The organism is Bradyrhizobium sp. KBS0727 (assembly GCF_005937885.2).
Taxonomy (GTDB): Bacteria; Pseudomonadota; Alphaproteobacteria; order Rhizobiales; family Xanthobacteraceae; genus Bradyrhizobium.
Map to the genome: position 1 here is coordinate 5849215 of NZ_CP042176.1, position 26698 is coordinate 5875912.

Genomic DNA, 26698 nt, shown 5'->3' on the forward strand with positions numbered 1-26698 from the left:
GACGAAGGGCGGGCGGTTGGAATCGCGATCCGCGTTCGATGATCTGTACTTTGATACGGGAAACTGTAATGGCCAAAAGAGTTGCTGACGTCATCGTGGAAACGCTGCAAGCAGCCGGCGTGAAGCGATGCTGGGGTGTACCCGGCGACACCCTCAACTTCGTCACCGACGCCATCCGCCGTAGCGAGATAGAGTGGGTCCATGTCCGGCACGAGGAAGTCGCGGGATTTGCCGCCGGCGCCGAGGCCATGCTGACCGGAGATCTCACGGCATGCGCCGGATCCTGCGGACCCGGCAGCCTGCACTTCATCAACGGGTTGTTCGAATCCCACCGCAATCGCGCGCCGGTGGTTCTGATCGCCAGTCAGATCACATCCGACGAGCGCGGCTTCGATTTTCCACAGGAAGTGGATTTTGCGCCGATTTATAAATCGTGCAGCGTGTTCTGCGACGAAGTCCGCACGCCGGCGCAAGCCAGGCGCAAGACGGCGATGGCAGCTCAGGCAGCGCTTTCGAAACGCGGTGTCGCCGTGCTGATCGTGCCGGTCGATGTCTCCAGGGCTCTTGCCCCCGAAGAGCCCGCCTTTGCAGTGCACGTGTCCCAGCCGGTGATACAGCCGACTGATGACGATCTCGAACGCATCGCGGAAGTGCTGAACGCGGGCAGTCGGGTCGCGATCTACGGCGGATCCGGATGTCAGGAAGCCCATGACCAGATCGTGGCCTTGGCTGATCGGCTGAAGGCTCCGGTCGCCTATACGTCTCGTGCCAAGGATTTCATTGAATACGACAACTCGTTCAATGTTGGCATGACCGGGGTCTTCGGCACCGCGGCTGGATATCATGCACTGATGACGTGCGACACCTTGCTGCTGCTCGGTTGCGATTTTGCCTGGCGCCAATTCTACCCTGCGCATGCCCGAATTGTCCAAGTAGATATCGATCCGACGCATCTGGGCCGCCGTCACCCCGTGGAGATAGGCGTGGTGGGTAGCGTAAAGGCGACGCTGGAAGCGCTTGCCCCGCGCCTGACGCACCATGAAGACAGAAGTTTCCTCGACGATTGCCTGAAGCGCCACGAGAACGCCCTTCGCGCGCTCGATAAGCGCGCGACTGTCGGTCGCGGCGGCGCGATCCACCCGCAATACCTGGCTCGCCTTATCGATCAATATGCTGATGATGACGCGATACTCACCGCGGATGGCGGCTCGCCCATGATCTGGCTGTTGCGGCATGTCCGTGCGACCGGGCGGCGGCGGACCCTCTGCAGTCTCACTCATGGCACAATGGCCAACGCCATGCCGCAGGCGCTTGGCGCCAAGAAGGCCGCTCCCGATCGGCAAGTCATATCCTTGAGCGGCGATGGCGGCCTTTCCATGCTGATGGGTGACTTGATCACTGCGGTGCAGGAGAAGATCCCGATCAAGATTGCGGTGCTTAACAACAGCTCGCTTGGTTTCGTCGAACTTGAGATGAAGGTCGAGGGCCTGCTGGATAGCTACACCAATCTCGAGAATCCCGATTTTGCCCGCGTGGCGCAGGCCGTCGGCTTCGAAGCGCGGCGGGTGGAGGAGGCGCGGGACCTGGAAGCGGCGATCCGCGAGTGGCTTGCTGCTCCCGGGCCGGCGCTGCTGGATGTCGTCACCGATCGCATGGAACTTGTGATCCCGGCGAAGATCGAAGCGGCTCAGCTGTTCGGCACCGCTCTCTATTCCGCCAAGGCTGTGCTCGACGGTCGCGCGGGTGACGTATGGGAGCTGGTGACCGATAATTTTACTTGAGGTGTCGTTTCGTGGGGGAACGGCGTGCGTGAACGGCTGCCAGACATGCGAGACGGCGCGCGGTTCGAGCGTCAGCTCGGGCTCCGCCGTCCGAAGGCTGCCGAAAATTCTCAATGTTGGAGGCAACGGGCGAAGAGCGCGCGAGAGCGCGGGCTCTGAGTTTCATTATGGACGCAAACGAACTGGATGAAAGACCATGAGCATCGTCAACATTGAGGACTTACGGCGGCGGTCAAAGTCCAAAGTTCCGAAGATCTTCTTCGACTACCTGGATGGAGGCGCCGACAGCGAGATAACGCTTCGGAGAAACATCGCTGACTACGATCACTGGGCATTGCGTGAGCGTGTCCTCTGTGGCGTATCCAGCGTTGATCTCCAAACCTCTTTCTTCGGTGCCAGCCACGACTTGCCGTTCATGCTGGGCCCCGTAGGCTTCGCGGGCATGCTCTCACGGCGAGGCGAGATCGCGGCGGCGCGAGCGGCCGACAAGGCGGGCATCGCCCAGTGTCTTTCGACCTTTTCGATTTGCTCGCTTGAGGATGTCGCAGCGGCCAAGAAAGGTCCGCTCTATTTCCAGCTCTATGTCTTTCGAAAGCGAGAGCTAACCGAGGATATGGTGGCGCGCGCCAAGGCAGCCGGGATCAAGACGCTGGTCATCACCGTCGACACGGCGGTCGCTCCGCCCCGTGAGCGTGACGAACGCAATGGGTTCAGGGCACGCAGCTTTCCTAGCCTCTCGATGCTCTTCGGAATGATGGTGCATCCGATCTGGTGCCTTGGCGCAATCTCACATGGCGTGCCGAGGATCGGAAATATCGACCGCTATCCGGAGATGGGTTGGTGGGTGATGGACCAGTCCGCCGAACTCGGGAAACAGATTGATCCGACGTTGACCTGGAAGGACATGCATTGGTTTCGCAAAATCTGGGACGGCCGCATGATCATCAAGGGCATCATGTCGGCTGACGACGCGCAGCAAGCGCTTGATTGCGGCGCTGATGGCCTGATCGTATCGAACCACGGCGGTCGTCAGCTCGATCCCAGCGTCTCCAGCATAAGCGCCTTGCCGGAGATTGTGAAAAGTGTCGGAGACCGCACCGAGATCGTTTTCGATGGTGGTGTGCGCCGAGGCGCGGATGTGATCAAGGCAATCGCCCTCGGTGCGAATGGCGTCTCGCTTGGGCGCGCTTATGCCTATGGGCTGGGTGCGGCCGGCGAGGCTGGCGTCACGCGAGCGATCGAATTGCTGAAAGCCGAGATTGTTGCTTCGCTTACCCTGATGGGAATTGGCAGCATTCGCCAATTGCGTGACGTCGGACCTGATGCCTTGCGCCGGAGTGCGCCTCTAAATGCCCGAGCAGTGAATTCATGAATAAGACCGGCTAGATCGGGTAGCGAGGCGACGACGGGGCGGATGCGACGAATCGATGTGCGCAGGATACGCGTGACGATCCGCTTCGGCGCTCATGCTGTTCAAATTCCCCGAACGATGACCCAACCACCAAGAAATATCTGCCAGCTTAAAAGGGGCACGGTTGTGCGAGAGCGGCTGCCGGATACTTCGCATACCGCACGGTAGCTGGCAAACAGCTGTTCGGTTTAACGCTTCACAATCGAATTGCCGGATCGTCGACATTTGAGTCGAGCGACAATTTTTTTGTCTATGCGGGTAATGGCTCGCCGCGAGTTTCCGGAAGAAAGAATGTTGCAACGATACCTATGATGTAGATCGTTGAGAGCAACATGGCCGCTTGGCCAAAGCCACCGAACTGGATGATCATCGCGCCGGCGAGCAGGGGGCCGAGGAACGCGATAAATCGCGGTCCATTGGACGCAAAGGCTAACGCAGTCGCCCGCATGCGGGTGGGATACAATTCAGGTAGCCAGGCCGGCATCCACGAATATTGACCACAGCTGAAGAAGGCGTTGGCACACGCCAGCAGCAACAACAGCCTCAAGTCCTCAGTCGAAAGAAACAAAACTGGCGTCATGGCCAATGCCAGAGCATAAAACAGGATCGTCGTTGGCTTTCTTCCATACCTATCCGCGAGAAACCCGAAGCTTATGTAGCCCAACACGGAGCCAAAGGTGTAGGCCATACCCGCGTAACTTACCCATAACGCCGCAGTCAGACCTTCTTTTGCCGCGAGCGCCCCGATAAATGGGGGAACCCAAGTCGATATTCCCCAAAACCCGACTGTTGTTGACAAGGACATCAGGAACACAATGAGAGTTCGGCCCCGGACATTTTGATCGGTAAACAAGTTCGTCAGGGTGAACCGTGTCAGCTTCTCTTCCGCTTCGCTAAGCTCGCCATCCCGCTTTCTCTTGGTTGCAAGCTTCCGACGTTTATTCGTCTCTTTCCAGATTTCAGACTCCGGAATTCCATGGCGTATCCAGAGTGTTAAAAGCGCTGGGAGAACACCGATCAAGTACATGTAGCGCCAGTTGTCCGCACCTGTCGAACTGACGAACATCCACAGGAACGAGGCCAAGAAAAACCCCAGGCCATAACCGCACTGCATAAGGCTCGCGCCGATTCCGCGAAGCTTCGCCGGCCACAATTCGGCAATCATCGAGCTTCCGGTCGTCCACTCGGAACCAATGGCAATGCCAACGATGAATCGTGTAATTGCAAAGGATATCCAGTCAAAGGAAAACGCGCTTACGCCAGCGGCCAATGAATAGGCCAGGATAGCAATGATCATCATGCGCTTGCGCCCAATATAATCTGCGAGGATGCCTCCGAGCATACCGCCGATTCCCCATCCCAGCAGGGTGAGCGCAATGGTAGTTCCTATATAGGAGGGGATTTGGGAATGAAGAGAGGAATCCAGTAGCTGACGCAGCGCAACGCCTGCAGTAAGAATCAGCGCGTAGGTTTCGAATCCGTCAAAAAGCCATCCGAGGTTCGAGGCGAGAAGCGCTTTCCACTGAGTTGGCGTGAGTGTCTTGAACCACGCAACATTATCGCTGCTCAAAGAGCTGGCTGTACTCATAGTCCCCCCGATATTGCGAGTCAGGCTAACTTTTAAGGCGCGCGCTATTTCTTCTCACGCAATGTCACGCATTGCGCATTTTTGAATGCGCTGGCACGGCACATCCAACTTTTGGGAAATGTGGCGTCGGATCCTGATCGTTCGAAAGTCCATCACACCGATCTAGACTCCCAACCAATTTCTTCACGAAGGGGGAGGTCCATGCAATCGACAAATTTTGTAAGCCTGATTAGATTGTCTAATCGTGTCTATTCATTTTTCGCTTATGACCACTCCGTCTAGATCTCGGGGTTGTTGACGCCTACCCACCGGACCGCTCTCAGGATTGACTAGACACGACGCAATGCCCAGTCATTAGACAGCCCGCCGGTCGAACTCCGGATCGGGCCCATACTCCCCGGACGTCCAGCTCGAGCGAAATATGCCCGTCCTTTCGGGAGACATGGCTTCATGCCACATAATGATGCGGTGTAACGGCAGAGGCGCGGAATCGATGACCGAGTATGATAATCAAAACATTTTTGCGAAAGTTCTTCGCGGTGAGGTTCCCTGCTTCAAGGTCTATGAAAACGAACATACGTTCGCTTTCCTGGATATTATGCCGCGCTCGCCTGGGCACACGTTGGTGATCCCGAAGGCCCCTGCGCGGGGTCTCCTGGACATCTCAGAGGACGATTTCGCACAGGTCGCGCGAACCGCCAAGAAGATCGCCGTCGCGGCAATCCGCGCTTTCAACGCTGATGGGATCGTCGTGCAGCAGTTCAGCGAACCGGCCAGTGGCCAGGTGGTCTTTCACCTGCACATGCACGTCATGCCGCGGACGATGGGTGTGGAACTACTACCTGCGCAAACGCGCAAGGAAGACCTTAAGGTGTTGGAAGATCACTCGGAGAAACTGATCGCCGCATTGCGAGGTTAACCGTTGGAACAATCGCGCCGAACGGGCAGCAGCGGAGCGAGTCAACGATTCCGCACGCACCTTCCCGACTTTCAGCCTCGTCACCTGGTTGGAACAATAACGACTCGATCTTTTGTGGGTCCCATTGCCCTGGCGTAAGCCCGCTTTGCCTCTGAAAGGCTAAATACCGCATCACCAGATATGGGGAAGGGCTTTAGAACTCCACTTTCGAATCCCGGGACAAGTGTGCGCATAATTGTGACGCTGTCATCGGTACTCAAAGACAATGAATCAACTCCGACATAGGTATGTTGCCGACGATAAAACTCCAACAGGTTAAATGGGACAATGTTCTCAATGGTCGCTATCAATATCTGGCGTCCTCCGTGTGCAAGCGCGCGATGCGCGACTTCAAAATAGGGACTGCCAACCGTATTGAACACAATATCGGCTCCGAGGTCATTCGTCAGTTCCAAAATTCGTCCAACAATATCTGAGTTTGAAGACGCAAGGATTTCGACGGGCGCACTATGGTAACCGTGGGGTCCACGTTCGGTTCGTATGACGCCAATTGTTCGCGCACCGAGCATCGCCGAAATTTGAACTGCGGCTTGGCCTACCTTGCCGTTCGCACCAAGCACCACCACGCTTTGACCGCTATTCGGTAGACCAGCAAGCTCAAACCCCTTCCAGGCAGTCACGAACGGTACGCCGATCGCGCCAGCTTCCAGCATTGAAATGGTGCTTGGCTTCGCGCAGAGACTTGAAGACTTTATGATCAAGTGCGTTCCGTGAGTACCGTCGCAGCTGATTCCCAATTGCCCGCTCGATCCCCAGACTTCGAGTCCAATCAGTTCCTTCGGACCTCCAACAACGACTGCGGAAAAATCACGCCCCGGCGTCCGGGGCCATTTAGCTTGAGGTATAAGTCCCAAAAGAGCTTTGACATCGCTCGGATTGATAGCCGCCGCAGCGATCTTCAAGAGAACCTCGTCCGCCTCGTACGTTGGGACCATAGATTCCAAGTTGAAGGCGATCCTGCAAATGTCGTCAGCTTTGGACGTGACGCGCAAGCGCCTTCCGGACTCCCCGCTCAAAGTCGGGATCGATGGGTCCATCACGAAATCCCTCGTATCCATTCGAGGCCTGTTTGCAGTTGACCAGAATTAGTTCCTCGTCCCACGTCCATATCCTAAGCAGCATTAGAGCGAGCCGTGGACACTACTGGCTAACGCTTTCACCTATTGACGTTAAGCATTCACGGCAACGTGGTTGTGGATGAAAATCGCCGTCCACGAGGCATCCCTACGTCTCGACCGACGGATACTGGCGTCCGATCCAAGATCGTAACTTTGCGGCAAACTCTCGTTGAAATGACAATGGTCCGTGCTTATTCGTCCACTCGTCGTCATAGATGCCGATGAAGATCGTTAGCGAAAGAAAGAAATGCGCGCCCATTTCAAACAGAGCAACATAATCGTGAGCTATCAATGCTTCCCGCTCGCTATCGCTCAGCGACGTGACTGTCGTGGCCTCATAGTCATTCAATCGAGGCCCGATGGCTTGCTCCCATCTTGCAACCAACGCTCTCGGATTTTCTCGATATTGCTTGAGAAGGTCCGGATCTCGATCCACGGTGTAGAGGAACTTATTCACGTAATACTTGCTCATGCTGACGTCCCGTTCGGGTACCACGTGAAGTACGCCTCCATCGTATGATAGAGGTCCAAGGTGTCGACGTAGTCCGCTCGTCCAGCACCCGCAATCCCAAGCATCAGAATCAAATTCAGGAAGCCGTGCGTAGCGTTGCCGCTTTTTGCCAGACTCTCGACGGTTACCTGTTCAAGTATGCCTTCAATGTCGCCGTCGGCCAGCCATTGGACGGCCCGCCGGTCGAACTCTGGATCGGGCCCATGCTCCCCGAACTGACGGGGGCCGCCCAGCTCGAGCGAAAGATGTCCGGTACCAATCGCGGCAATTCGGCGGTCCGATGGGTAAGCGTCAATTATCCCCCGGATGGCGCGACCCAACTCCCAATATCTCTTGGGGGGTGGAAGGGGCGGAGCAAAGATGTTGGCATAAATAGGAACAATTGGGAGATCCGCCTGAGGGCGCGTAGTGATAATCGGGCAGATAATAGAATGGTCCAGTTTCAACTCATTGCTGAATGCAAAATCGAAGCCCCTCTCGATCAGACCACGATGCATAAAGCCGGAAAGGTCTTCATGTCCTTCTAGAACGTACTTTGGAATGCCAAACTCGCGCTCCTCATTGTAAAAGGTCGCGTCGTATCGGGGCGCCTTTCCAATCAGAAATGTCGGATAGTTGTCTAGAAACAATTGGTGGAAATGATCCGATCCAACCATCACCAGTATTTCGGGATTCGCTCGAGTAAGAGTCGTTCGATAAGCCTCGACCTTTCTTTTCCATTCTGCAGCCTGAGGAATCTGCTTGTCGGCCGGGGCCGTCGTCGCCTTCAGATAGAATGGGTGATGCGTTGAGGCCAGCACTGCTGCGAGCTTCGCCATATTCGCTTTCCTTGTCTAGCTTGAGGTCGTCAAGCGCCATCTCGCGCGGGCCAGGTTTCACCACCTTCAGCCAGCGCGCCTCGAATAGCGTTGTTATGCTGACCGACCAATGGAGCAGCAATCACGCCCTCCGATCTTTCTCCATCAAACGTGAAGGGAGGCCTCACCGTCTGCGTCGCCCCCTCGATCCTCTTCGTGACGGGAACAAACATTCCGAGGTGGAGAGCCTGCGGATCCTTCATCACTTCATCGATTTGATTGATCGGGGCATAAGGTAGATCCGCGTTCTCGAGTCGTTCGAGCCAATCGGAGCGATCCCCTTTCCCGAAAATTTCGTTCAACTCGTCGTTGAGCGTATCATAGTTATCAATTCGATTCTGTCTTGTGGCAAACCGCGCATCCACCCCAAGTTGCGGCACTCCCACGACTTCGACGAGAACGCGCCAGAACTTCTCCAACGAGGATAGGTGGAACGCAATAAGTTTTTGGTCCTTACACCGAACAATATACGCTTGCGCTATTCGAGGACGGTCGGAGCCTTTCGGAATCTCGTTAAGCGCGAGAAAGCCCATGAAGGGCTCGACGGCAAAATGCATCATCGCCTCAAGCATAGAGATCTCCACCCGTCGACCTCTACCGGTTCGTGAGCGCTCCACCAGTGCACCAGCTATTGCAAGCGAGGCGTAGATGCCAGTGATCGCATCGGCGAGCGCAGGACCAAGAAAACGTGGTTGCTCGGGATCAATTGCTACACCGAGAAACCCACTCATTGCCTGTGCGACGGAATCGTAAACCGGTCTCGCCGCATACGGACCATCAGGCCCAAATCCTGTAATCGAACAGTAGATCAAATTTGGATTGATTTTTGCGAGCGTCGCGTAGTCCGCGCCTATGCGTTCCGCCACTCCAGGTCGAAAGTTCTGAACGTAAACATCGGCCCGGCGAATCAAATTATGGAAGAGCGATCTATCGTCATCCTTCTTCAAATCGAAACAAACGCTGCGCTTGTTTCTGTTATATGCTTGAAAATGAGCGCTATAGAAGCCGGATTTGAAGCTGCGGTAGGGATCACCCTCTCCGGGCGTTTCGACCTTGATTACATCAGCCCCGAGATCGGCCAACATCATCCCCGCGCAAGGTCCGCTAATGAATACTCCTTGTTCGACTATACGAATTTCGTTGAGTACGCCGTACATGCAAATTCCCCTAGTTCTCGCGCGTAGCGAAGCCAGCCGGTGCCGGCCCGTTATAAGTAACCACCGAAGCTGCTGCGTCGCTCAGCAAGAAGCCGATTGGGGACGTCTGCTCTTCAAGTAGATGACCAACGAGGCTTGCGGTTCTTGCCAGAATGGGCACCCCTCTGAGCGCTAGTAACGGATACCCCGCATCAAGAAGACTGCTGGCGATCGCACTGGAGATATTAAGTACGAGTCTCCTACCGGCGATTTCCGGGATGGCGACATCAACAGCAAGAGCTGCATCGGTGTAGCGACCCGCAATGCCTTCCTGTCGTGCAATCGCGAGGAGGTGCTGCGCGCGAGGATCTCGCTCCTTGTAATAAGGATGGCCATAACCGGGAATGGCCTTTCTATCCGCGCGATAGCGTTTGACTATTACCCGCGCAGCTTCCTGTGTAGGTACATTCTGAGATCTTTCGACATCAAGAATCTGTTCGAAGAGCTTGCCCGCTCCTTCCGCCGCTCCGAGAATAACCGAGCCGCAACCGAGCAGACCAGCCGCGACCGCCCCCTGCAATGCCTCGGGAGCCGCGGCCAGCGTCATGCGGCTTGCTTGAACGCTTGGAACCATACCGTGCTCGGCTAACGCAACAAGCGCTGCGTCCAGCATGCGGCGCTGTGCATCGCTCGGCAACACTCCCGCAATAAGCAACCAAATGTGGTCGGTGAACGAGATCTTTCCAACCAACTCATTTACGAGATCGTACCCGCGAACCACCATGGTTTCGGAGTTCGATCCGGATATCTTCGTCGTTGCCGGACCGTTCGAACTAATCTTCATGATCTGCTTCCTTAATCGCCAACGGCTTACCACGCGTTTCGGGAAGGAAACCGTCGTAACTATTGCTAATGCAGCTCGTTGCGAGCAACACCGCCGCTTGGCCTGCTCCGTCACGCGACTTCGAGCGCCGACTAATTTCTTTACGATGTTAGGCTGCTGCGCAATCGACAAATTTTGCCCGTCTGATTAGATTGTCTAATCGTATCCCACTCAGTTTGAAACGCTGCAGCGCCCAACGCAGGCTTGGCGCTTGAGTTGCCTGAATTGTGCGGCACGAGTCGTCGAAAAGGTTCAGGCCTTACGATCGAGGCTCGGAGCTGTGGCTGAGGGTCCCGTGTCTCATCGCTCTTCGGACAGCGGCGGCATCTTGAGCCATATTAGGAGCACCGCGGCAACGAGACTCAACGGAGCAATGCTTGAGGTCACCTGGCCGGGATTCAATCCAATGCTCAACAACAGCCCTCCCAACAAGGGGCCGAGGACAGCACCCACGCGACCGATACCAATAGCGACACCAGTTCCGGTCACCCGGACGTTGGTCGGAAATCCACGCGCGAACAATGCATACAATCCACTGACACACGCAAAGATCGCCATCCCTAGAATGAACACCCCTGCACGTATCACCATCAAGTCCTTCGGTAGATAACTGAAAGTGAACATAAATAGTGCGGAAAGTACAAGGACACACGTCACAAGCCGCTTCAAACCAACAGGGCCCGAGATATATCCGAACAGTAATCCCCCTATCACCCCTCCAATGTTGAAGATCACCGCGGTCCGGATCGCGCTTGATTGGTCGAAGCCCATTCCGGTCAAGAGCTGCGGCAGCCAACCGGCGAAGAAGTAGAACGCCATCACGTGGAGGAAATAGGAGAGAGTCATGATGGTCGCAGGGCCGCGGACATCCGCACCGAAAAGAGCGCGAAAGCCCGAACTGCGTCTGAAAGACACGACTTGCGGTGATTCGTGCGACAACGGATGTCCCATGCGTTCAAGAATACGATTAATTTTGGCGAGCGCATCCGGCTTACCGCTCTCTGCCAAATAGTGGATCGACTCTGGAATACTGCGCCATACAATCGGAACAGCAAGAGCGGTCATGACCCCGCCGAACATGAAGATCGCACGCCAGTCGGATATCTGAACCAGCTCAGCCGCGACCAGCCCTCCTAGTAGAGCTCCTAGCGGAAATCCAGAGGCCACGAGACTGACCGCCAGGTCGCGACGGCGTTCGTTAGCAAACTCCGCCGTGACAGCATTGAGCGTGCTGAGCATTCCGCCAATCCCGAGACCGGTCAGGAAGCGCCAAATGCCAACAAGCGATAGCGAACCGGCAGCGGCGGCGAGCAGCATACCGACCGTCATCAGGACGAGGGAGATCAAGATCGTGGGTCGCCGGCCATATCGGTCAGCGAGGGGGGATATTAGCAACGATCCTACCCCCATCCCGGCGAGCCCCGCTGAAATCACAACACCAAGCGCGGCGGGGGACGCCCCCCATTCAGTAGCCATGCCTGGTGCCGCAAAAGTCACAGCCAGCACGTCGAAGCCGTCAAGTCCGTTGAGAACGAAAGCCGATCCGATGGCGACTATTTGTACGAAACTCATTGGTGCCGACGACAGTATCTGCAATGACGTTCTTGACATTGTTTCCAGTTCCCTCTGATCGCTGCAGCAAGACCTCTTCCGAGTTGCACAATGATGTGTGAACGGACCGAAGAGTTCGTATCAAAAAATGAGTGCGGGTCGACAATTGGTCAGGTGCGGACCGGCTACACGGCTTCAAGCGTCGACTGGCTTCTTTGCCAGGCGACGCGCCTATGAAACCGGCAAGGTTTGTAAGTTTATGGTGGTTGATTACGTCGGCTCATCCGTATTCTTGGAAATCTGAGCCTTCTTGAAGCCGTAGATGGGATAGTGCATGCCCCGCTCACACGGATGATGCGGACGGTTGCGAGCATCGAAGCCACCCGGTTCAGTGCCTTGACCGGGATGGATGGCTACCGCCGGTGACACACTCGATGAGACGGCCAGCATCAGCGGGCGGAGCATTGCCTCGCCAAGCGACATGCTGGTCCGAGCGCACGAGCACAAGATCGCGCTCATAGAGGTCGCGCGCCGCACGGCTCGGAACGTCGAGTACGGTCAGCGGAACTCGACGCGCCTTCGCGGCTTCGGCGATCGATCCGTCATCCACCGCTGTCCCACCAAGTCGCAGCAACGTGAACCCGGGCCCGAGCCTGTCGAACAGTGAGCTCCCACTGCCGCGCCCCGCGTCAAGCCATACATGAGGTGTGCGGCCGCCCGGGATACTCGTTGGAATATATTGGCTGTAGGTTTCCGCTGGCGCTGCCTCATCGGAAGCAACGATCGGGGAGCCGTCATATCGCGCGCCGAGTTGAACGCCGACGGAAGCAAACTGCTCGCCAAAGCCCTGCAGGAATTCTCCAACCGCCGCGCGCTCGACCGCGCCTTGCGCAGTATTCTCTTCCAGTTGGTCCGTCACCGCCACATCGCCAACATTGCGCGCAAGATCGCGCGCAGCGCGGGTGTTGCGCTCGGCTATGAACTTTCGTTCGATCTCGTATGAGGCGAGGAGATCGTGGCCACCCCACCCCTTCACAGCCGCGGCCAACTTCCACGAAAGATTGGCTGCATCGTCGATTCCAGTATTCATGCCGAAGCCGCCCGTTGGGGTAAACAGATGGGCCGCATCACCCGCCAAAACTACTCGTCCCCGACCAAACCTTTCCGCCACTAACGCGACGCCAGCAGTCCAAGGGCTATGATCGATCAGTTCAACTGGGATGGGCGCACCAGCGCTGCGCTGAACCTGCTCGACGATCGCCTCCGGATTGACGGGGGCCGAGGGAGTCGCCAGCTTCGTGAACATCAGGAATTCTGCATGACCGTCGAGCGCAATCAGTGTCGTGCGCATCTCGGCGTTAACGATCCAGTACTGAAAGGCTGGCCTATCCGCGAGGAACGTGCGATGCAGCGTAGGCGCCCTGAGATAGGTCGCAAGCATCGCCCCGCCGAAGTAAGCCTGATCCAGTTTACTGAAACCGCTATAGGCGATACCGAGGCCCCGCCGAACCATGCTGCGGGCACCATCGCAGCCGACGAGATATTGGCACCGCCAGCGCTCTGCTTGTCCCTCATTGGGGCAAGCGGTCAGCCTCACGAAGTCGGCATCCTGGTCAAAATCAAGAACCGTCCATCCCCTCCGAAAATCTATCCCGGGTCGATTCTTGGCCCGCTCGAAGACCAGATTCTCGACGTACATTTGATTCGCGCGAAGGATCGGCTCGGGGAACTGATCGAGTTCGTCCGAGGCCGCCACGCTGCGTTGCTTCTCGCGCTCCGATGGCATCGACAAGCGGGCCAGTTCGAATCCATTCAGCCTGGTCAGGTAGCGCACATCGGTTGGATAGTCCGGCGGCAGCCCAAGAGCGCGAATCGCCCCGGACAGACCGAGCCGCCGATAGTGTTCCATAGTACGGGCGTTTTGCGTGCTGCCTTTCGGATGCATGCGGGATTCGAGTTCAGTGTTGAATAGGGCGACCGAAACACCCTGCTGCTCAAGAAGCAGCGCCAGCACCATCCCAACTGGGCCGGCCCCGACAATTGCGACATCCACAATGTGATCGATCTCACCGGCCAATGTCATGTCATCCTTGGGTACGTCGACGACCCTCGTTGAGGCTACGCAAGCCGAGGGCAGCCGCTTCAGTCCTTTTGCGTTTGTTCGAGCTTTCGAAATTATTGAGTGCTTACGCAATCGACAAATTTTGACATTCCTATTAGTTTCTCTAATCGTATCGGCTCGCCTTCGTTCCCAAAGACACCGGCCAAGGCGACTGGAACCATTGAGCTTCTCCGACACATCCTGCGACGATACGTTCAGCCCCCATTTGGGCTCCATCCCAACGAGAAGAGCCCCGCCGGCGGCTCATCTCCCAACGACTGAGCGTGTAGAGATTGCGCTCGATATTCGGATGAAAGTTTCTTAGTAACATAATAGCATTCACACCGAGCGTTCGAGGTATTCGTTCGGTCAGCGCATGAGGCATTGATATGCGTACGCCACTTCCAAGTCTTATCAGTCTTTGTGCATTTGAGGCAGCCGCTCGACATCGCAGCTTCCGACGTGCCGCAATCGAATTGAACATCACGCAGGGAGCCATCAGCCAGCGAATCAAAGGGCTAGAGACGCTTGTAGGTACTGCGCTTTTTTATCGCGAAAACAATACAATCCGCCTCACCGACACGGGGAGCGAATACTTGCGCTCCGCTCGCGTCGCGATCACGGAGCTAATGGCCGCAACGGATCGGGCGGCGGGTCGACAACGGGAGGACACACTTACGATATGTAGCTTGGGTACATTTGCCCACAAATGTTTGATTCCAATTCTGGAAAGCTTTCGCACGCTATATCCAAAAATTTCGCTGCGGCTTCGGACGGGATTTCCTTTTGAACAAGTCGCGCCGAACGATTCGGATTTGTCAATTCTTTATGGGTTAGGAGACTGGCCAGGTATGAGCTCATGGAAAATCCACGATGAAGAACTATTCCCTGTCTGCAGCCCCTCGTTATTGCACGGGCGACGCGCTCTGAAGCGGCCAAGCGATCTCCGTTTCCATACCATCATTCGAACATCCTCTCCTCTCCTACTCAGAGATGATTGGCCTCTTTGGCTGGCAGAAGCCGGCATCGCGAAGGCAAGTTTTCGGGATGAGATCTCCTGTGATCTTCTGAATCCAACGTTTCAGCTCGCTATTAATGGCTTAGGTGTTGCCATGGGGCGAAGCGGCGTCGTTCAATTCGATCTAGAGAACAAGCTATTGGTTGAGCCATTTGACATACGCTTACCATCTGCACTCGCCTACTACGTTGTAGTGCCAGAAGCTCGGGCGAATTCTCCGAAGATTCAACGTTTCGTCACGTGGTTATTGAAGGAGTTTGGACGGACGATCGACAAGAAGATAGTTTGATTGAGCGTCGCGAGGACTGAACGTTCTGGAACGATGACGGCGACACGCGCGTGACAGAGCGCCCCCTCGACATTAGCTTCTTTGAAAACTGGTAGATCGATTTGAAAGAGGCGTTTGAAGCTAACCAAAGTCGGCTCCATTTGAGTTATAATTGTCAAATCAATTATCTATGCGGTCCAATCAGCGCTCGCTTAGTTTGCAGTTCTAGCGACTTCAACAAGCAGGTCGGGAATATTGGCAACGATTCCGAATTTGGCGGCGCCCATGAGCTGAGCTTCGTCCTAGTTGAACTTGACGTTGCTCTGCGCCGCAAAACTCTTCCAGAACTCCGTCTGGTCAGCAATAAAATGTGTAAACTCTGCTGGCTTTTTGTACGAGATCACCAGTCCAATCTCCGCTAAACGTTTGCGAATATCATCGCGTTCGAGGACACGCTGAAGTGCTTCCGCGAGGATCCCGACGATGTACGCCGGAGTTTTAGCCGGCGCTACAAGCCCGGTCCAGTATCCGGCCTCCATAGGGAACCCAGCTTCCTCCATAGTCATCACATCCGGCAACAGAGGAAAACGGGTTTTGGCTGCTATCGCCAAGGGAACTAGTGTTCCAGATTGAATATGCTGCATCGAAACAATCGGGCTGACGAACATCGATTTGATGTGACCCGCTACCAGATCATTTATGGCAGGCGCTCCCCCTTTGTAGGGAACATGCAGCAGATCGATGCCGCCGACACGCGCCTTGAACAGCTCGACGGCAAGATGAGATGCGCTGCCGTACCCCACCGATCCGTAGGTGAGTGGTGCCTCTACTTCCTTTCTTGCCAACTCAACGAATTCCTTCACAGACTTAACCGGCACGGATTTGTGAACCGAGAGAATAACCGGAGCATTCCCGATCAGTCCAATGGGAGCGAAGTCTTTTAGACTATCGTACGGAAGGTTCTTGAAAGCTAATGGGTTCGTTGCATGACTATCGGTGATCGCCAAAAGCGTATAGCCATCGGCGTCCGCGCGCGCCACACTGCTTGTCGCGATTGTCCCTCCGGCACCGGGTCTGCTCTCTATGATAAATGGCTGATGAAGCTCAGCCGACATCGCTTCGCAAACGACTCGCATGACGATGTCCACCAACCCGCCTGCTGGATATGGCACAGTCACTTTGATCGGGGAGTTTGGATACTCCGCTCCCATGGCGTTGCCGAGAAACATTGACAGGGTTGCGCACGCAACCAAAAATAGCGTTCGAAGCGAAGTATTCATTGCAACCTCGAATTCTCTGGATGCCGATCTAGTGATAGTCGCCTTACTAGGAACTACCGAGCTTGAAAACTCGTTTTGCGTTCCCGCGGTATACCTTCTCAAGATCAGCGTTACTCAGGAGTCCGCTTTCGAGGTTCTGTAGAAACGCGGGCCCGAGATCGAATGGATAGTCCGTCGCAAATAGGATGCGGTCCGCGCCGAGCGACATGAGAGCTCCTGTCAAAGTCGCCGGTGAAACGTTGCCGCTCGTCGTTATGAACAGGTTGTGTCGTATGTAGAAGTTGAGCGGATGTTTGGCCTTGTGACCAGCGTAGAGTTGCCACCCCTGATCAAAACGCTCCATGGAGAATGGCAAAAGCTCACCCATGTGGCCGAGGATCATCATCGCCTTCGGATAGGCGTCGAACACGCCGCTGCAAATGATTCGGAGTGCATGCGTCGCCGTCTCCACGGTCCAATTCCAGGTGGGGCCTAGGATGTCTGGATAACCATCGTAGGCCTTAAGTTGATCGGGTGGAGAAGACCAAGGGTGAAGATAGATCGGAACGTCTAGCTCCTGAGCCGCCTCCCAAAGCGGCCAGTACTTCTTCTCATCCAGATATTGCCCATGCGTGTGCCCATTTACCATGGCTCCGCGAAATCCGAGCTTGGTTACACAGCGCCTAAACTCGGCGATCGAGGCCGCGGCGTCCTGAAGCGGCAGCGCGGCGAATCCAGAGAATCGGTCAGGATGACTCTTGATGCGCTCCGCAAGAATATCGTTCATGCGTCGCGCCATCTCGACCGCGCGAGCAGTGTCAGGATCGAGCTGAACGCTGCCGAAATTGAAGCAAGACAAGATGGATCGCTCTATACCCTGCTTGTCCATGTCCGCAAGGCGGCCCGCATCCAAGTCCCAGAACTTGGGCAAGACCTTGTCAAAGGACTCGCTGGAGACGCCCTTCACGAGCAGACGGAAATAGTCATCAAGCTCGCGCAGGAGGAAATGTTCTTCGATAGCGATCTTGTCCATATTCTTGTCTCCGGATTTTCTGGTGAATTTGCAACAGCATTCCACGAGCTGGGCAAAGAGTGTCGTCGTCAGGAAGACGGCCTGCGCCGCAGTAGCCCCTCGCCCACCTTGGTCAATATCCCTGCAAAAGAAAGTTGCTCGGAATGGCCGGACCCCAAACGTCACGCCGTCCGGGGCCCTCCCACGTCTTCGGACGTTGAGGATGGTCTTCGTGCCACGGCTTGGGGTCAAAATGGCCAAGATCCTCGCAAGACATCTTATCAAGTTCTGTATACAGCTCGATCATTAGATCGTCGGTGTTCAGATGATAGGTCGCGATGTTGTGCCCAGGGCCGTGGCGAACCGGACCCCAAATTATCTCGAGCTTCTCACGGCCAAGAACGTCGCACGACGCCGTTAGATGAGCTGCATCGCGCATTTCGAACGCGAAATGGTGCATTCGGCGCCCATCAGCTCGCAGGAAGTTGACTGTGTGGTGGTCAGGACCACAACGCATGAAGACGAAAAACCGCTCCACCCAGTCAGAGACGCGGAAGCCAAGAATCCGTTCGTAAAACGCTGCGGTGACTACGGGATCGTCGACGATAAATGCTACGTGCCCGAGCTTAAATGGAGCAATTCCGATGGGCCCCGCCAGCTTCGCAAACGTGGCTGCGGTAAAGAGCTCTATCTCGGTTCCATTAGGATCGGTGAATACAAGGACCTTTCCACCGCCAGGCCGCGATTCCTCACGGGTCTGAGCCTTTATCCCATTGCTAGAAAGGGCACGAGCGGCTGCAGCCAGATCTGTCTGTGGCGGAACTTGAAATGCAAGCTGTTTGCAGCGGCGAGTAGCACCCTGCTCAAGAACCACTGCCAGCTCGCCGGTCCCGGTGCAAAGATACGCTGACGAGCTGTATCGATCCGCCAAGTGCAAACCCATCACACGCTGATAGTAATCCAGCTGTCGATCCAAGTCTGGAGTTTCAAGCGTAAGGTGGCCAATTCGAGATACCTTGATCATAATCCAGCTCCTGTTACGGTCGGTTCACAGTGAGGCCATCCGGTCCACTCTGAACCGATTTAAGTCCGAACTGTTCTTCGAGGTGATCCGAGAGCTTGTCGAACTTTTCGGGTGTAGTCGCACCCGCCACGTAACGATCGGGTCGCAAGATCAGTATTTTCCCCCGATGTGTGGCGACGAGAGCCCGCCCTCGGTCGTCGATCGCATGAAGCGAGGGTCCGACCGTGTCTCCGGCGTCGTCACGATCCCTTACGAGCAGAATGGCGGGTCGCAACGATCTCCAGAGGGGATGATTGGCCGCCCTGTTAAGCGCAGCGCGTTCGACATGAAAGCCAATAAGCCCAAAACCTTGCCCAACAGCGTCATCTATCGCCAGTTCTCGACCGTTAGTTTCCGCTAGTTTAACGCGCGGCAACATGCGGCCCGTCAGGCCGTCGTCATTCTGCCCGGCGTCTCGGGCGAGAAATCCCCGCCTGAAGAAGGGCCGGGGCAGATGCCGCATCTCCCGAAAGTAACGGCGCACGCCTGGCAACAAATTTGCCACCGCAAATGCAATATCGCGCACAAGTGTAAGGCTTCGGGAGCGGATGTTAGCGAGGCGACCAACCCGGACGGAGTACTTGACGATCGCGCAGGTGTGTTCCCTACGCTCTTCGTCGTATGTTTCCAGCAGGCGCTCGGATGCGCCGCTACGCAACACGATGCCGATCTTCCAACAGAGGTTGGCGGCGTCACGGGCACCTGTATTCATCCCCTGACCGCCAAATGGCGGCATCACATGGGCCGCATCGCCGAGAAGGAACACGCGCCCGTCGCGAAATCGTTGTGCGATGCGTTCCGAAAATCCGTAGACGGCTCGCCTGATGATGTGGAGTTGTACACCCCGATACGGTGTGTGCCGGTCAACCAGTTCTCGAATCGAGGCGTCGGTAAGGATCGCCTCCCGGTCGTCATTGGGATGCAGCATGAATTCGATACGACGACCGCCATAGGGAGCCGGTACACTATTTACCGGCCTGCGGGGATTGCAAAAAAACCGGGAATAATCCGCTTGGTCCGGAAAGTCTGCAAGATCCAAGACAAGGTGCGGCTCATCGATCCGTGAACCTGGAAACGGAATGTTAAGCGCGTTCCTGATGAAGCTGCGCGCGCCATCGCACCCGAGTACATATCGGGTTGAAATCTCACGGTCTCCGGCTGCGGTCTGCAAGCTGACCCTAACCTGTTCGCGGCCTTGAACGATTGCTGTCACAGAAGCGCCAAAGTGGCGCCGAATGTCCGGAAAACGAGCGCAACCACGGAGCAGTATCTTCTCAAAAACGGGCTGCAGGACGGCGTTACGATTTCCGAACCCGTTCGATGTGATGAACCCCGGCACTTTAGCTAGCACGAAACGCAGCGGAGAAATGAAGTGAACACCGAAAGGTCGGGAGATGTGAGGCCTGATATCGTTCACCAAGTCGAGCGCATCCAGAATTCGCATGTACTCGTCATCAATTGCAATGGCCTTTGGCATGTCGGAGGTCGCGAACTTCTGCTCGACCAGCAAACAACTCACCCCCCAAGATCCAAGAAGATTTGCCGCGGTCAAACCGACCGGCCCCGCTCCTACCACTAGGACGTCAATCGATGTCGGTAGTTCGTCTTGCGGCCCTTCGGCAGGTGCAATCAGCTCAAGAGTCTGAGACAGCGTGAGCGCATGATCGCCCTCAGCATAAATTCCGTCAGTTCGGGTATCCACTGACGGTGCCACGTCGCCAATCCCGTTTATTCCGGCGGATCCATCGCGATCGACTGACGCTCGCTGTGTTGCACGTGTGCAGCTCATAGATGCGCTCTCGCGGATGGGGCAAGAGGACGTACTTCTGTTCTAGGCGCTGTATAACAGCTGCGTCTTGAGTACTGGCGAGCCGTCCTTCGAGCGCGGAAGTGATGGGCGCTTCCGTCCATGGCTGTATCCTAAAAATTCTCTCGAGAGAGGCCTAATCTTGCAACAGGAACTTGATGTTCTCAGAGTTGAATTCGTCAGGCGATTCAAACTGGGGCCAATGGCCAACATTGTCCAGTTGGAGAGCGGTCGAGTTTGGAAGCAATTGAAGAAGACGACGCGCCGTATTTAGGAAAAGCGGCCGATCTTTCAGCGATTCTACGACCAACACCGGAGCCTTGATGGCACGGCACTCATCTTCAGTGATCAGATTGCGCTGCAGATACTTTGGCCCGAGCAGGGCAAGAACGTGATCGGCGGCAGCCTTGGCGTCCGGTTGGCGATAGGTGGCCTGGCGCAGCGCAATAAGGTCATCGATCCGCTTTTCGTCCCTGTAAATAAGCGAGCTAAATATCGCCTTGATGTTTTCCCAGCTTGGATCGTCGTACGCCCGTCCACGGCGCGCGATGATGCCACCGATTTCTTCAGCGTCATCTGCGAGGCCAAAAGGCGCGTTCAGCGTCACCTTGAGCGTCTTGTCCGGATGGGTTGATGCAAACCGAAGCGCAACCCACGCTCCCAGCGAAATCCCGATCAGCGATGCCTGTTTTACTCCTACGGCATTCATGAATGCCGCGATCTGATCAACGTAATCGGCGATCTCGTAGTCACGCGACGGCTTATCGCTATACCCGCTACCCAGAAAGTCCAAAGCGAAACAGTTGAACCGCTGCGAATGCGGTCCGAGGTTCGCCATATAGGCCTCCCAAGTGCCTCCTGTTCCGTGCAACATAATGACCGCCGGAGCGTCTTTGGGTCCAGCCTGCACGTAACGGGTAGCGACACCACCGGCGTCAATCCAGTCCTGGCGAAACGCTACTGTTTGTAAGTGGGTCCAGATACTTTCGTAAGGAGTGTCAGGCGACATGGGTCTTCCTCTGGTGATCAGATATTCGAATACTATCTTATTTTCGAAATATCAAGAGAGCGATCTTCAAGCGAGCCATGCTGGCGCGCGAGCACAGGGGTGCCGCGTGAGCCCGAGTCAAACTCAAGCGGCCAACTTTGGGAGATCTGCAGCGTTTGCGAAAACGCGACGTGGAGCGCTAATATCCACTCAACTGTTCCATCGGGCCCAGCCAGCTTGGAGACGCGAGGATCCAATCGACAACGTCGGAGAGCGCTGAGTGTGGCTTCAAGTCATGACTAGACTGTAGCTGCCTGGTAAGACTGGTGACCACTTAACTGTCACCGCTTCTCCAGATCCAGCCTGATTCCTCGGTGGATCTCATGATCTTGGCGATACCGTTGGAAGATCAGCAACAGGAAGCCCACGCTGATGATCAGCATTGCTCAAGGAATGAGGGATAGGAGTCAGGCAAAGCGCACTCTTCCCGGGCGGAGCTGATAGCAGGTGCGGCGCGGATACCTCAGAGAGAGATTTTTGGCGAGTTGATTACCAGCCGGGACACCAAGTCAGCTAGTGACAACGGGGAAAGTTTGGTCAAAATCACCGCGTTAGGGTGGCAACAAGGCTACGCACCAACTCGCGAACGTGCGCACAGGATGTCCGATTTCAATATCCCGGTCTCCACGAGGAAACGCAAACAACACTGGACGCTACCGCCGATAGCGCCTCTTTTTTCGCAGTACTGAGCAATACACTCGAGAACGCGATTCCTGCTTCTCAAGCGAGCTGCGGCGAGTAGCGCAGAACATGCTCTACGGTCCGTCGAATATGCTGCTCCGCCAACCGGCAAGCAAGATCGACTTTCTTTGAAAGTGCCGCTTCCATAATCGCCTGATGTTCCCCTCTTCGGTTTCCATCTTTCGGACGGTGCCGTAGAGAGAGCAATCGGTAGCGCTCTGCCTGATCGAACAGGATCGAATGGAAATGCAGCAGCCATTGTGAACGGCAGGCAGAAACGAGCGCTCGGTGGAACTCGCCATGAACGACAGCCCAACGGCTCGCATCCCTCAAGCGATCGGAAATTGGGACCCCCTCCAGCTTATCCAAAAGATGAAACGCTGAGACAATTCGCACCTCCCACGCATCATCGCCGTTCGCAATTGCGTCGGTAAGCGCCCTCGTCTCGAAATCAACTCTTAACTCCGAGATGTCTAGCAGGTCTACGCGCGATACCGGCGCGACTCGATAACCGCGGCCCGCTTCAACCTGGACTAATCCTTCCGAGACCAGATGTGAAAGGCCCTCGCGAATCGTTCCAACGCCGACGCCATATCGCTGTTGGAGAAGCGCGAACGGAAGTTTGGCACCAGGCTCGACAACACCGTCGAGAATGTCCCAGCGCATCTTTTCCAGCACCTCCTGGCCAGCAAACTGGCTCGGCAACGCCCGCTTACTCTGTAGGATGACTGACATATTTCACCCGAGCTTTCGTGGGGCCAATAGGAACCCCTCGCAAAGAGCAAGGCTCCTGTCAACGCTGGATATTCGAAAAGCTACCAACAATCGAATTTTGCCCCGGTTCACACAAGGGCAAATCCCTTACCCGACGATCCAAGCGTTAAGCACATCATCTATTGATTCACCCTGAGATTTTCGAAAAATTCTGTATAATTGAATATAATACACGAAGAACGGCAATAAAAGGTGGCATACTCGAGAGCAACACTCCGTGCCGAACTCGTTGCAAGCGCGCCGTCCCTTGTTGCACTGGTTTCGTGCAAACGCAACGAAGGCGAAGAAATGCGACGCCTTCCCGACGATACAATCGCCGCAATGGATGCGGCCGGCGGTCCCAAATCTCACGGCGGCGGCTCCGCCGACAATGAATTACCCCGAAAATTCGTTCGAGATGGCGATATTATGTTGAGGGCCGCTCCGGCGCTGGGGCAAATTTCCCAATCGATTCGATTGATCCCGAAGACTCGGCGGCGGAAGCTTCATCGAGCCGGAAACTCCTAAACCGGCGGAAACACAGCGCAACGAGGAGACCGGAAGCCATCGCTCCCACGCCGAGGCTGAGAGCCGGCACATAATACAATTGCTTTTGGGGAAGATGCATTGCCAGCAACATACCGCCGACCATAGGGCCGGCAAGCGAGCCCAAGCGCCCCGCCGCTTGGGCCCATCCGGCGCCAGTGGAGCGAATTGACGTGGGATAGATCATGACGAGGGCCGCGTTGATGCCAAAATTGTTTCCGGTAACGCAGAAGCCGGCGCCTGCAATGATCGCACCCAGGATGAAAGGAGCAAGGCCTGGAGTGCCCATCATCGCAACCAGAGGAGCGCCAAGGGCAAAGAGGATGACGACCGGAAGCGCTCCAAACCTGTCGATGAGGAATATCAGAAGCACGCCACCGCCCAAACCGCCGATCGAAAATGCGGACGCACTGATTCCTGCCTGAGCCGTGCTCATTCCCGCGGATTGCAGTAATGTCGGAAGCCAACTGAGCACAAAAAAGTTGGTCAACTGGTTTGCCGCCAGCGCAATCCAAAGCAGGGGCGTGATGACGGCAAGTCCACCCTTGAACAGTTGAATCGGCGAGCCTACGCCGGAAACCACGCCGAGACTGTCGTAAGAAAAGCGAGATCGCGGGTCGATCGAGAGATCGGGTCTCAGTGCGCGGGCGAGGATCCTGGCCTCCTCATCACGACCACCGTGCTGCACCAGAAACTTCAGCGATTCATTCATCGTGAAGCAAGCAACAACCGCGATCACAAGCGGCAGCACGCCACCGACAAAAAGAAGCGCAGGCCAGCCGTATTGCGGGACCAGAAGAGCCGAGGTCCAACCGGGCAACGCAAGGCCCGCAGGTACACCAAAGAGAACGATGACGCTGAACAGGCCCCGCAACCGCCTCGGTGCGACTTCAGCGGCTAGCGCGAGGACATTTGGAATCATGCCCCCGAGGCCGATGCCGGTCAGGAAACGCAGGACTGCAAATTGATTCAGCGAGGTAGCCAACATCGTTAGGAGTGTGAGCGAACCGTAGGTGCAAAGCCCGATGAGGATCGCGTTCTTGCGTCCAATACGGTCTCCAAGAATGCCAAACAATGGAGCGCCCACCAGCAACCCAAAGATGCCCGCAGAGAAGACCGGGGAGAGTTGCGCGGGTGAGATCTTCCAGTCCTTTACCAGTTCCGGACCAACGAAACCGATAACAGCGAGGTCGAAGCCATCCGCCATCATTGCAAGCGTCGCGACCACCAGAAATACAATGGTAGATTTCTGGACCTTTTGCCCCTCAATCAAAGTGTTCAAGTTCACGACCGGCGCTTCCATGTCTTCACTCCCCGATGAATTCGACGTCGCAGTACTGCTTAGTGGTGTGCCGTGACGGCGCCGTGCACTGTCGGTCTGACGAGCGCTCATCGCGTTCGTTGAAAGCAGCCGCTCGTTCTCCGACGAGTTAGGCGGCTGTTCATATTCGAATAACATTATATTTTCGAATATACAAGGTTCGTCGTCTTCTACACGCCAGGGACTGCTGGCGCGGGACCTTGCCTACGCTGAGCCGGGCGGCATCACCCGCGGGAACGATGGCCACCAGGCTCGAAAGCCATCGCGCAGATCCGGCCGTACCAACGAGCGCGTGTTCGATTTATCAGCGACATTTTTAGATAGGCGCCCCGCCGCCGATTTGGGAGCCAATCATTACGGTTGCCATCGCGATTGTGGCTTCCAAGTCGATTGCATCTGGGTCGGCCAGCCACTGCAGTGCAACACCACGCATGACCTGCACAAATCGCACTGGCTCCGACGCTAACAACTCAATATTTTCTATATTGTCGGTGCTGATGGCATCGTCTGACACCCCAGCGGCCCTGCAGCTTGCTTTCTACGCGAGTTGAGGCGCGTAGCGCAGAACATGGTCCACAGTCCGCCGGATGTGCGCGCCTGTTCGACCCTGCTGATCACGACCGGGTCATGCGGATCAATAAGCGACGATCAGCTTTCTTGCGCAGTCCACCCGGCATCCGCCGTCAATCCGGTCATCGAGAGAAAGAGTCGGCGCTTGACATTTTCGAAAATGTTCGTTTTATTGAAACTATAACCTAGGAGGGAACGGCGATGAAAAGCGGGACGCTCGATAGTACTGTTGGCCAGGAAACTCTCCGCGCCGAACTCGTCGCCAAAGCAGCGTCGGTTGTGCCTTTGCTTCGCTCAAATGCGGCCAAGGCGGAAGAAATGCGACGCCTTCCCGACGACACGATTGCCGCCATGGAGGCGGCCGGCCTTTTCCGTATTTGCGCGCCAAAGCAGTTCGGCGGTTACGAAAGCGACGTTCGCACCTATACGGACGTTATCACCGAAATTGGCCGCGGCTGCGGCTCGGCCGCCTGGATCGCCTTCATCTCCAACGCGGCTGTGTGGATCGCCTGCCATTATCCGGAGGCAGTTCAGCGCGAGATATTCGAGGAAAATCCCGACGCCCGGTTCATGGGCGTACTTGCTCCGACCGCGACGGCCGACCGGGCTGACGGCGGCTACGTCATCACCGGAAAATGGGCTTATGCCTCGTGCTGCTTACACGCCCATTGGGCGATCCTGACCGCGCCGCTGACGCAGAAAGATGGTTCGAAGGAGCTTGGCATCGTCCTCGTGCCGATGAGCGAGCTGTCGATTGAGGACACCTGGTACTCGGTCGGCGTCCGTGGCTCCGGCAGCAACACGGCCGTTGCTAAAGACGTCTTCGTGCCCGAGCGCCGCGCCTTGCTGATCTCCGCATTGCTGGCGGGAAACGCGCTCGGCGATCCGAAGAAGTCCGTGCCGTTTCGGCAGGCCTTTTCGGCTGTCGCTGTCATTATGGTCGCAGCGCCGGTGCTTGGCATGGCGAAGGCGGCGCTGGAGATGACCCTGGAGCGAATCGGTGCGGGCGGCAAACGGGTTGCCTACAGCACATATGACGACGTCCGTCGGGTGCCCGGCATGCAGTTGCAGCTTGCCGAGGCTGCGAGCCTGATTGGAGCTGGCAGTGCCCTCGTCCAGAGCTGGTGCGATCGCATCGTTGCAGCCGCGGTCTCGCTCCAACAGATGTCCTTTGACGATCGGGCGAGAATGCGCGCCGATGTCGGCCTTGCGGTGCGGCACTGCCGTGATGGCGTGGACCGTCTGATGTCGGTACAGGGTTCCAGCGCGTTCGCGGAGTCCAACCCGGTACAACGGGTGTGGCGTGACATCGCTACGGCGTCACGACACGGACTTCTAACACCGGAAGTGCCGCTCGAAATCTATGGCCGCGCTCTGGTCGCTGATTTTCCGATGCTCTCTCCGTTCGTCTAAACGCCACTCCGAAGCCAGCCCTC

21 protein-coding genes are annotated in these 26698 nt (G+C 56.2%); 5 read left to right on the top strand and 16 right to left on the bottom strand.

All coding sequences use genetic code 11. From position 1 onward, the window contains the following. The first annotated feature begins 68 nt into the window (after positions 1-68). Positions 69-1781, top strand: a complete 1713-nt coding sequence (locus FFI89_RS27480; RefSeq protein ID WP_138830661.1) for a thiamine pyrophosphate-dependent enzyme — start codon at positions 69-71, stop codon at positions 1779-1781. Positions 1782-1977: 196 nt separating this feature from the next. Then, the gene (locus FFI89_RS27485) at positions 1978-3153 is read left to right on the top strand and encodes an alpha-hydroxy acid oxidase (RefSeq protein ID WP_138830662.1); all 1176 of its coding nucleotides are present in this window, start codon (positions 1978-1980) and stop codon (positions 3151-3153) included. A 289-nt stretch (positions 3154-3442) separates the two neighbouring features. Here the strand turns inward: FFI89_RS27485 and FFI89_RS27490 are convergent, their stop codons facing one another. Then, entirely contained in the window at positions 3443-4780 is a 1338-nt protein-coding gene (locus FFI89_RS27490) for an MFS transporter (protein WP_138830663.1), read from the bottom strand. A gap of 493 nt (positions 4781-5273) precedes the next feature. Between FFI89_RS27490 and FFI89_RS27495 the strand changes: the two genes are divergently transcribed. Beyond that, entirely contained in the window at positions 5274-5699 is a 426-nt protein-coding gene (locus FFI89_RS27495; protein ID WP_138830664.1) for an HIT family protein, read from the top strand. A gap of 80 nt (positions 5700-5779) precedes the next feature. Here FFI89_RS27495 and FFI89_RS27500 read toward each other — a convergent pair whose 3' ends face one another. From FFI89_RS27500 to FFI89_RS27530, 7 genes are all read right to left on the bottom strand, one after another. Further along, on the bottom strand, positions 5780-6661 hold the full coding sequence (locus FFI89_RS27500; RefSeq protein ID WP_246669273.1) for a zinc-binding alcohol dehydrogenase family protein: 882 nt from the start codon (positions 6659-6661) through the stop codon (positions 5780-5782). Between the two features lie 322 nt (positions 6662-6983). Beyond that, positions 6984-7349 carry a hypothetical protein gene (locus tag FFI89_RS27505; protein WP_138830666.1) on the bottom strand — a complete coding sequence of 122 codons (366 nt, stop codon included), beginning with the start codon at positions 7347-7349 and terminating at the stop codon, positions 6984-6986. After that, positions 7346-8206, bottom strand: a complete 861-nt coding sequence (locus FFI89_RS27510; protein ID WP_138830667.1) for an extradiol ring-cleavage dioxygenase — start codon at positions 8204-8206, stop codon at positions 7346-7348. Before FFI89_RS27510 ends, FFI89_RS27505 begins: the two co-directional genes overlap by 4 nt. 29 nt (positions 8207-8235) lie before the next feature. Next, positions 8236-9402 carry a CaiB/BaiF CoA-transferase family protein gene (locus FFI89_RS27515; protein WP_138830668.1) on the bottom strand — a complete coding sequence of 389 codons (1167 nt, stop codon included), beginning with the start codon at positions 9400-9402 and terminating at the stop codon, positions 8236-8238. 10 nt (positions 9403-9412) lie between these two features. Further along, positions 9413-10225 (bottom strand): citryl-CoA lyase, encoded by an 813-nt coding sequence (locus tag FFI89_RS27520; protein WP_138830669.1) that lies wholly within the window; start codon positions 10223-10225, stop codon positions 9413-9415. A 339-nt stretch (positions 10226-10564) separates the two neighbouring features. Next, positions 10565-11875 (bottom strand): MFS transporter, encoded by a 1311-nt coding sequence (locus FFI89_RS27525; protein ID WP_138830670.1) that lies wholly within the window; start codon positions 11873-11875, stop codon positions 10565-10567. A gap of 328 nt (positions 11876-12203) precedes the next feature. Next, positions 12204-13892: an FAD-dependent monooxygenase gene (locus FFI89_RS27530; protein ID WP_210249034.1), complete on the bottom strand. Its 1689-nt coding sequence runs from the start codon at positions 13890-13892 to the stop codon at positions 12204-12206. A gap of 413 nt (positions 13893-14305) precedes the next feature. Between FFI89_RS27530 and FFI89_RS27535 the strand changes: the two genes are divergently transcribed. Beyond that, entirely contained in the window at positions 14306-15223 is a 918-nt protein-coding gene (locus FFI89_RS27535; protein ID WP_138830672.1) for a LysR substrate-binding domain-containing protein, read from the top strand. A 281-nt stretch (positions 15224-15504) separates the two neighbouring features. Here FFI89_RS27535 and FFI89_RS27540 read toward each other — a convergent pair whose 3' ends face one another. The 8 genes from FFI89_RS27540 to FFI89_RS27575 all read right to left on the bottom strand — a co-directional run bounded on the left by FFI89_RS27540 (position 15505) and on the right by FFI89_RS27575 (position 25206). Further along, on the bottom strand, positions 15505-16482 hold the full coding sequence (locus FFI89_RS27540) for a tripartite tricarboxylate transporter substrate binding protein (RefSeq protein WP_138830673.1): 978 nt from the start codon (positions 16480-16482) through the stop codon (positions 15505-15507). A 46-nt stretch (positions 16483-16528) separates the two neighbouring features. Continuing rightward, a complete protein-coding gene (locus tag FFI89_RS27545) occupies positions 16529-17494 on the bottom strand; it encodes an amidohydrolase family protein (RefSeq protein WP_138830674.1) in 966 nt (321 codons plus the stop codon). A gap of 112 nt (positions 17495-17606) precedes the next feature. Further along, positions 17607-18497, bottom strand: coding sequence for a VOC family protein (locus FFI89_RS27550; protein WP_138830675.1), 891 nt, complete (start codon positions 18495-18497; stop codon positions 17607-17609). Positions 18498-18510: 13 nt separating this feature from the next. Further along, positions 18511-20250, bottom strand: a complete 1740-nt coding sequence (locus FFI89_RS27555) for an FAD-dependent monooxygenase (RefSeq protein ID WP_168213065.1) — start codon at positions 20248-20250, stop codon at positions 18511-18513. A gap of 229 nt (positions 20251-20479) precedes the next feature. Further along, the gene (locus FFI89_RS27560) at positions 20480-21352 is read right to left on the bottom strand and encodes an alpha/beta fold hydrolase (protein WP_138830677.1); all 873 of its coding nucleotides are present in this window, start codon (positions 21350-21352) and stop codon (positions 20480-20482) included. A 759-nt stretch (positions 21353-22111) separates the two neighbouring features. Beyond that, complete coding sequence (locus FFI89_RS27565) at positions 22112-22807, bottom strand: FCD domain-containing protein (RefSeq protein ID WP_138830678.1); 696 nt, start codon at positions 22805-22807, stop codon at positions 22112-22114. 445 nt (positions 22808-23252) lie between these two features. Beyond that, entirely contained in the window at positions 23253-24674 is a 1422-nt protein-coding gene (locus FFI89_RS27570; protein WP_168213066.1) for an MFS transporter, read from the bottom strand. A gap of 334 nt (positions 24675-25008) precedes the next feature. Further along, the gene (locus FFI89_RS27575) at positions 25009-25206 is read right to left on the bottom strand and encodes a hypothetical protein (protein ID WP_138830680.1); all 198 of its coding nucleotides are present in this window, start codon (positions 25204-25206) and stop codon (positions 25009-25011) included. Between the two features lie 257 nt (positions 25207-25463). On the opposite strand from FFI89_RS27575, the gene FFI89_RS27580 reads away from it, so the two are divergent. Further along, positions 25464-26675, top strand: coding sequence for an acyl-CoA dehydrogenase family protein (locus FFI89_RS27580; protein ID WP_138830681.1), 1212 nt, complete (start codon positions 25464-25466; stop codon positions 26673-26675). Positions 26676-26698 lie beyond the last annotated feature (23 nt).

Bases quoted from the DNA above. Each gene is read 5' to 3' on its own strand.
- FFI89_RS27505 (WP_138830666.1), bottom strand. From the start codon at position 7,349: ATGAGCAAGTATTACGTGAATAAGTTCCTCTACACCGTGGATCGAGAT.
- FFI89_RS27480 (WP_138830661.1), top strand. From the start codon at position 69: ATGGCCAAAAGAGTTGCTGACGTCATCGTGGAAACGCTGCAAGCAGCC.
- FFI89_RS27515 (WP_138830668.1), bottom strand. From the start codon at position 9,402: ATGTACGGCGTACTCAACGAAATTCGTATAGTCGAACAAGGAGTATTC.
- FFI89_RS27520 (WP_138830669.1), bottom strand. From the start codon at position 10,225: ATGAAGATTAGTTCGAACGGTCCGGCAACGACGAAGATATCCGGATCG.
- FFI89_RS27545 (WP_138830674.1), bottom strand. From the start codon at position 17,494: ATGGACAAGATCGCTATCGAAGAACATTTCCTCCTGCGCGAGCTTGAT.
- FFI89_RS27525 (WP_138830670.1), bottom strand. From the start codon at position 11,875: ATGTCAAGAACGTCATTGCAGATACTGTCGTCGGCACCAATGAGTTTC.
- FFI89_RS27570 (WP_168213066.1), bottom strand. From the start codon at position 24,674: ATGGAAGCGCCGGTCGTGAACTTGAACACTTTGATTGAGGGGCAAAAG.
- FFI89_RS27490 (WP_138830663.1), bottom strand. From the start codon at position 4,780: ATGAGTACAGCCAGCTCTTTGAGCAGCGATAATGTTGCGTGGTTCAAG.
- FFI89_RS27510 (WP_138830667.1), bottom strand. From the start codon at position 8,206: ATGGCGAAGCTCGCAGCAGTGCTGGCCTCAACGCATCACCCATTCTAT.
- FFI89_RS27580 (WP_138830681.1), top strand. From the start codon at position 25,464: ATGAAAAGCGGGACGCTCGATAGTACTGTTGGCCAGGAAACTCTCCGC.
- FFI89_RS27560 (WP_138830677.1), bottom strand. From the start codon at position 21,352: ATGTCGCCTGACACTCCTTACGAAAGTATCTGGACCCACTTACAAACA.
- FFI89_RS27565 (WP_138830678.1), bottom strand. From the start codon at position 22,807: ATGTCAGTCATCCTACAGAGTAAGCGGGCGTTGCCGAGCCAGTTTGCT.
- FFI89_RS27535 (WP_138830672.1), top strand. From the start codon at position 14,306: ATGCGTACGCCACTTCCAAGTCTTATCAGTCTTTGTGCATTTGAGGCA.
- FFI89_RS27550 (WP_138830675.1), bottom strand. From the start codon at position 18,497: ATGATCAAGGTATCTCGAATTGGCCACCTTACGCTTGAAACTCCAGAC.
- FFI89_RS27540 (WP_138830673.1), bottom strand. From the start codon at position 16,482: ATGAATACTTCGCTTCGAACGCTATTTTTGGTTGCGTGCGCAACCCTG.
- FFI89_RS27485 (WP_138830662.1), top strand. From the start codon at position 1,978: ATGAGCATCGTCAACATTGAGGACTTACGGCGGCGGTCAAAGTCCAAA.
- FFI89_RS27495 (WP_138830664.1), top strand. From the start codon at position 5,274: ATGACCGAGTATGATAATCAAAACATTTTTGCGAAAGTTCTTCGCGGT.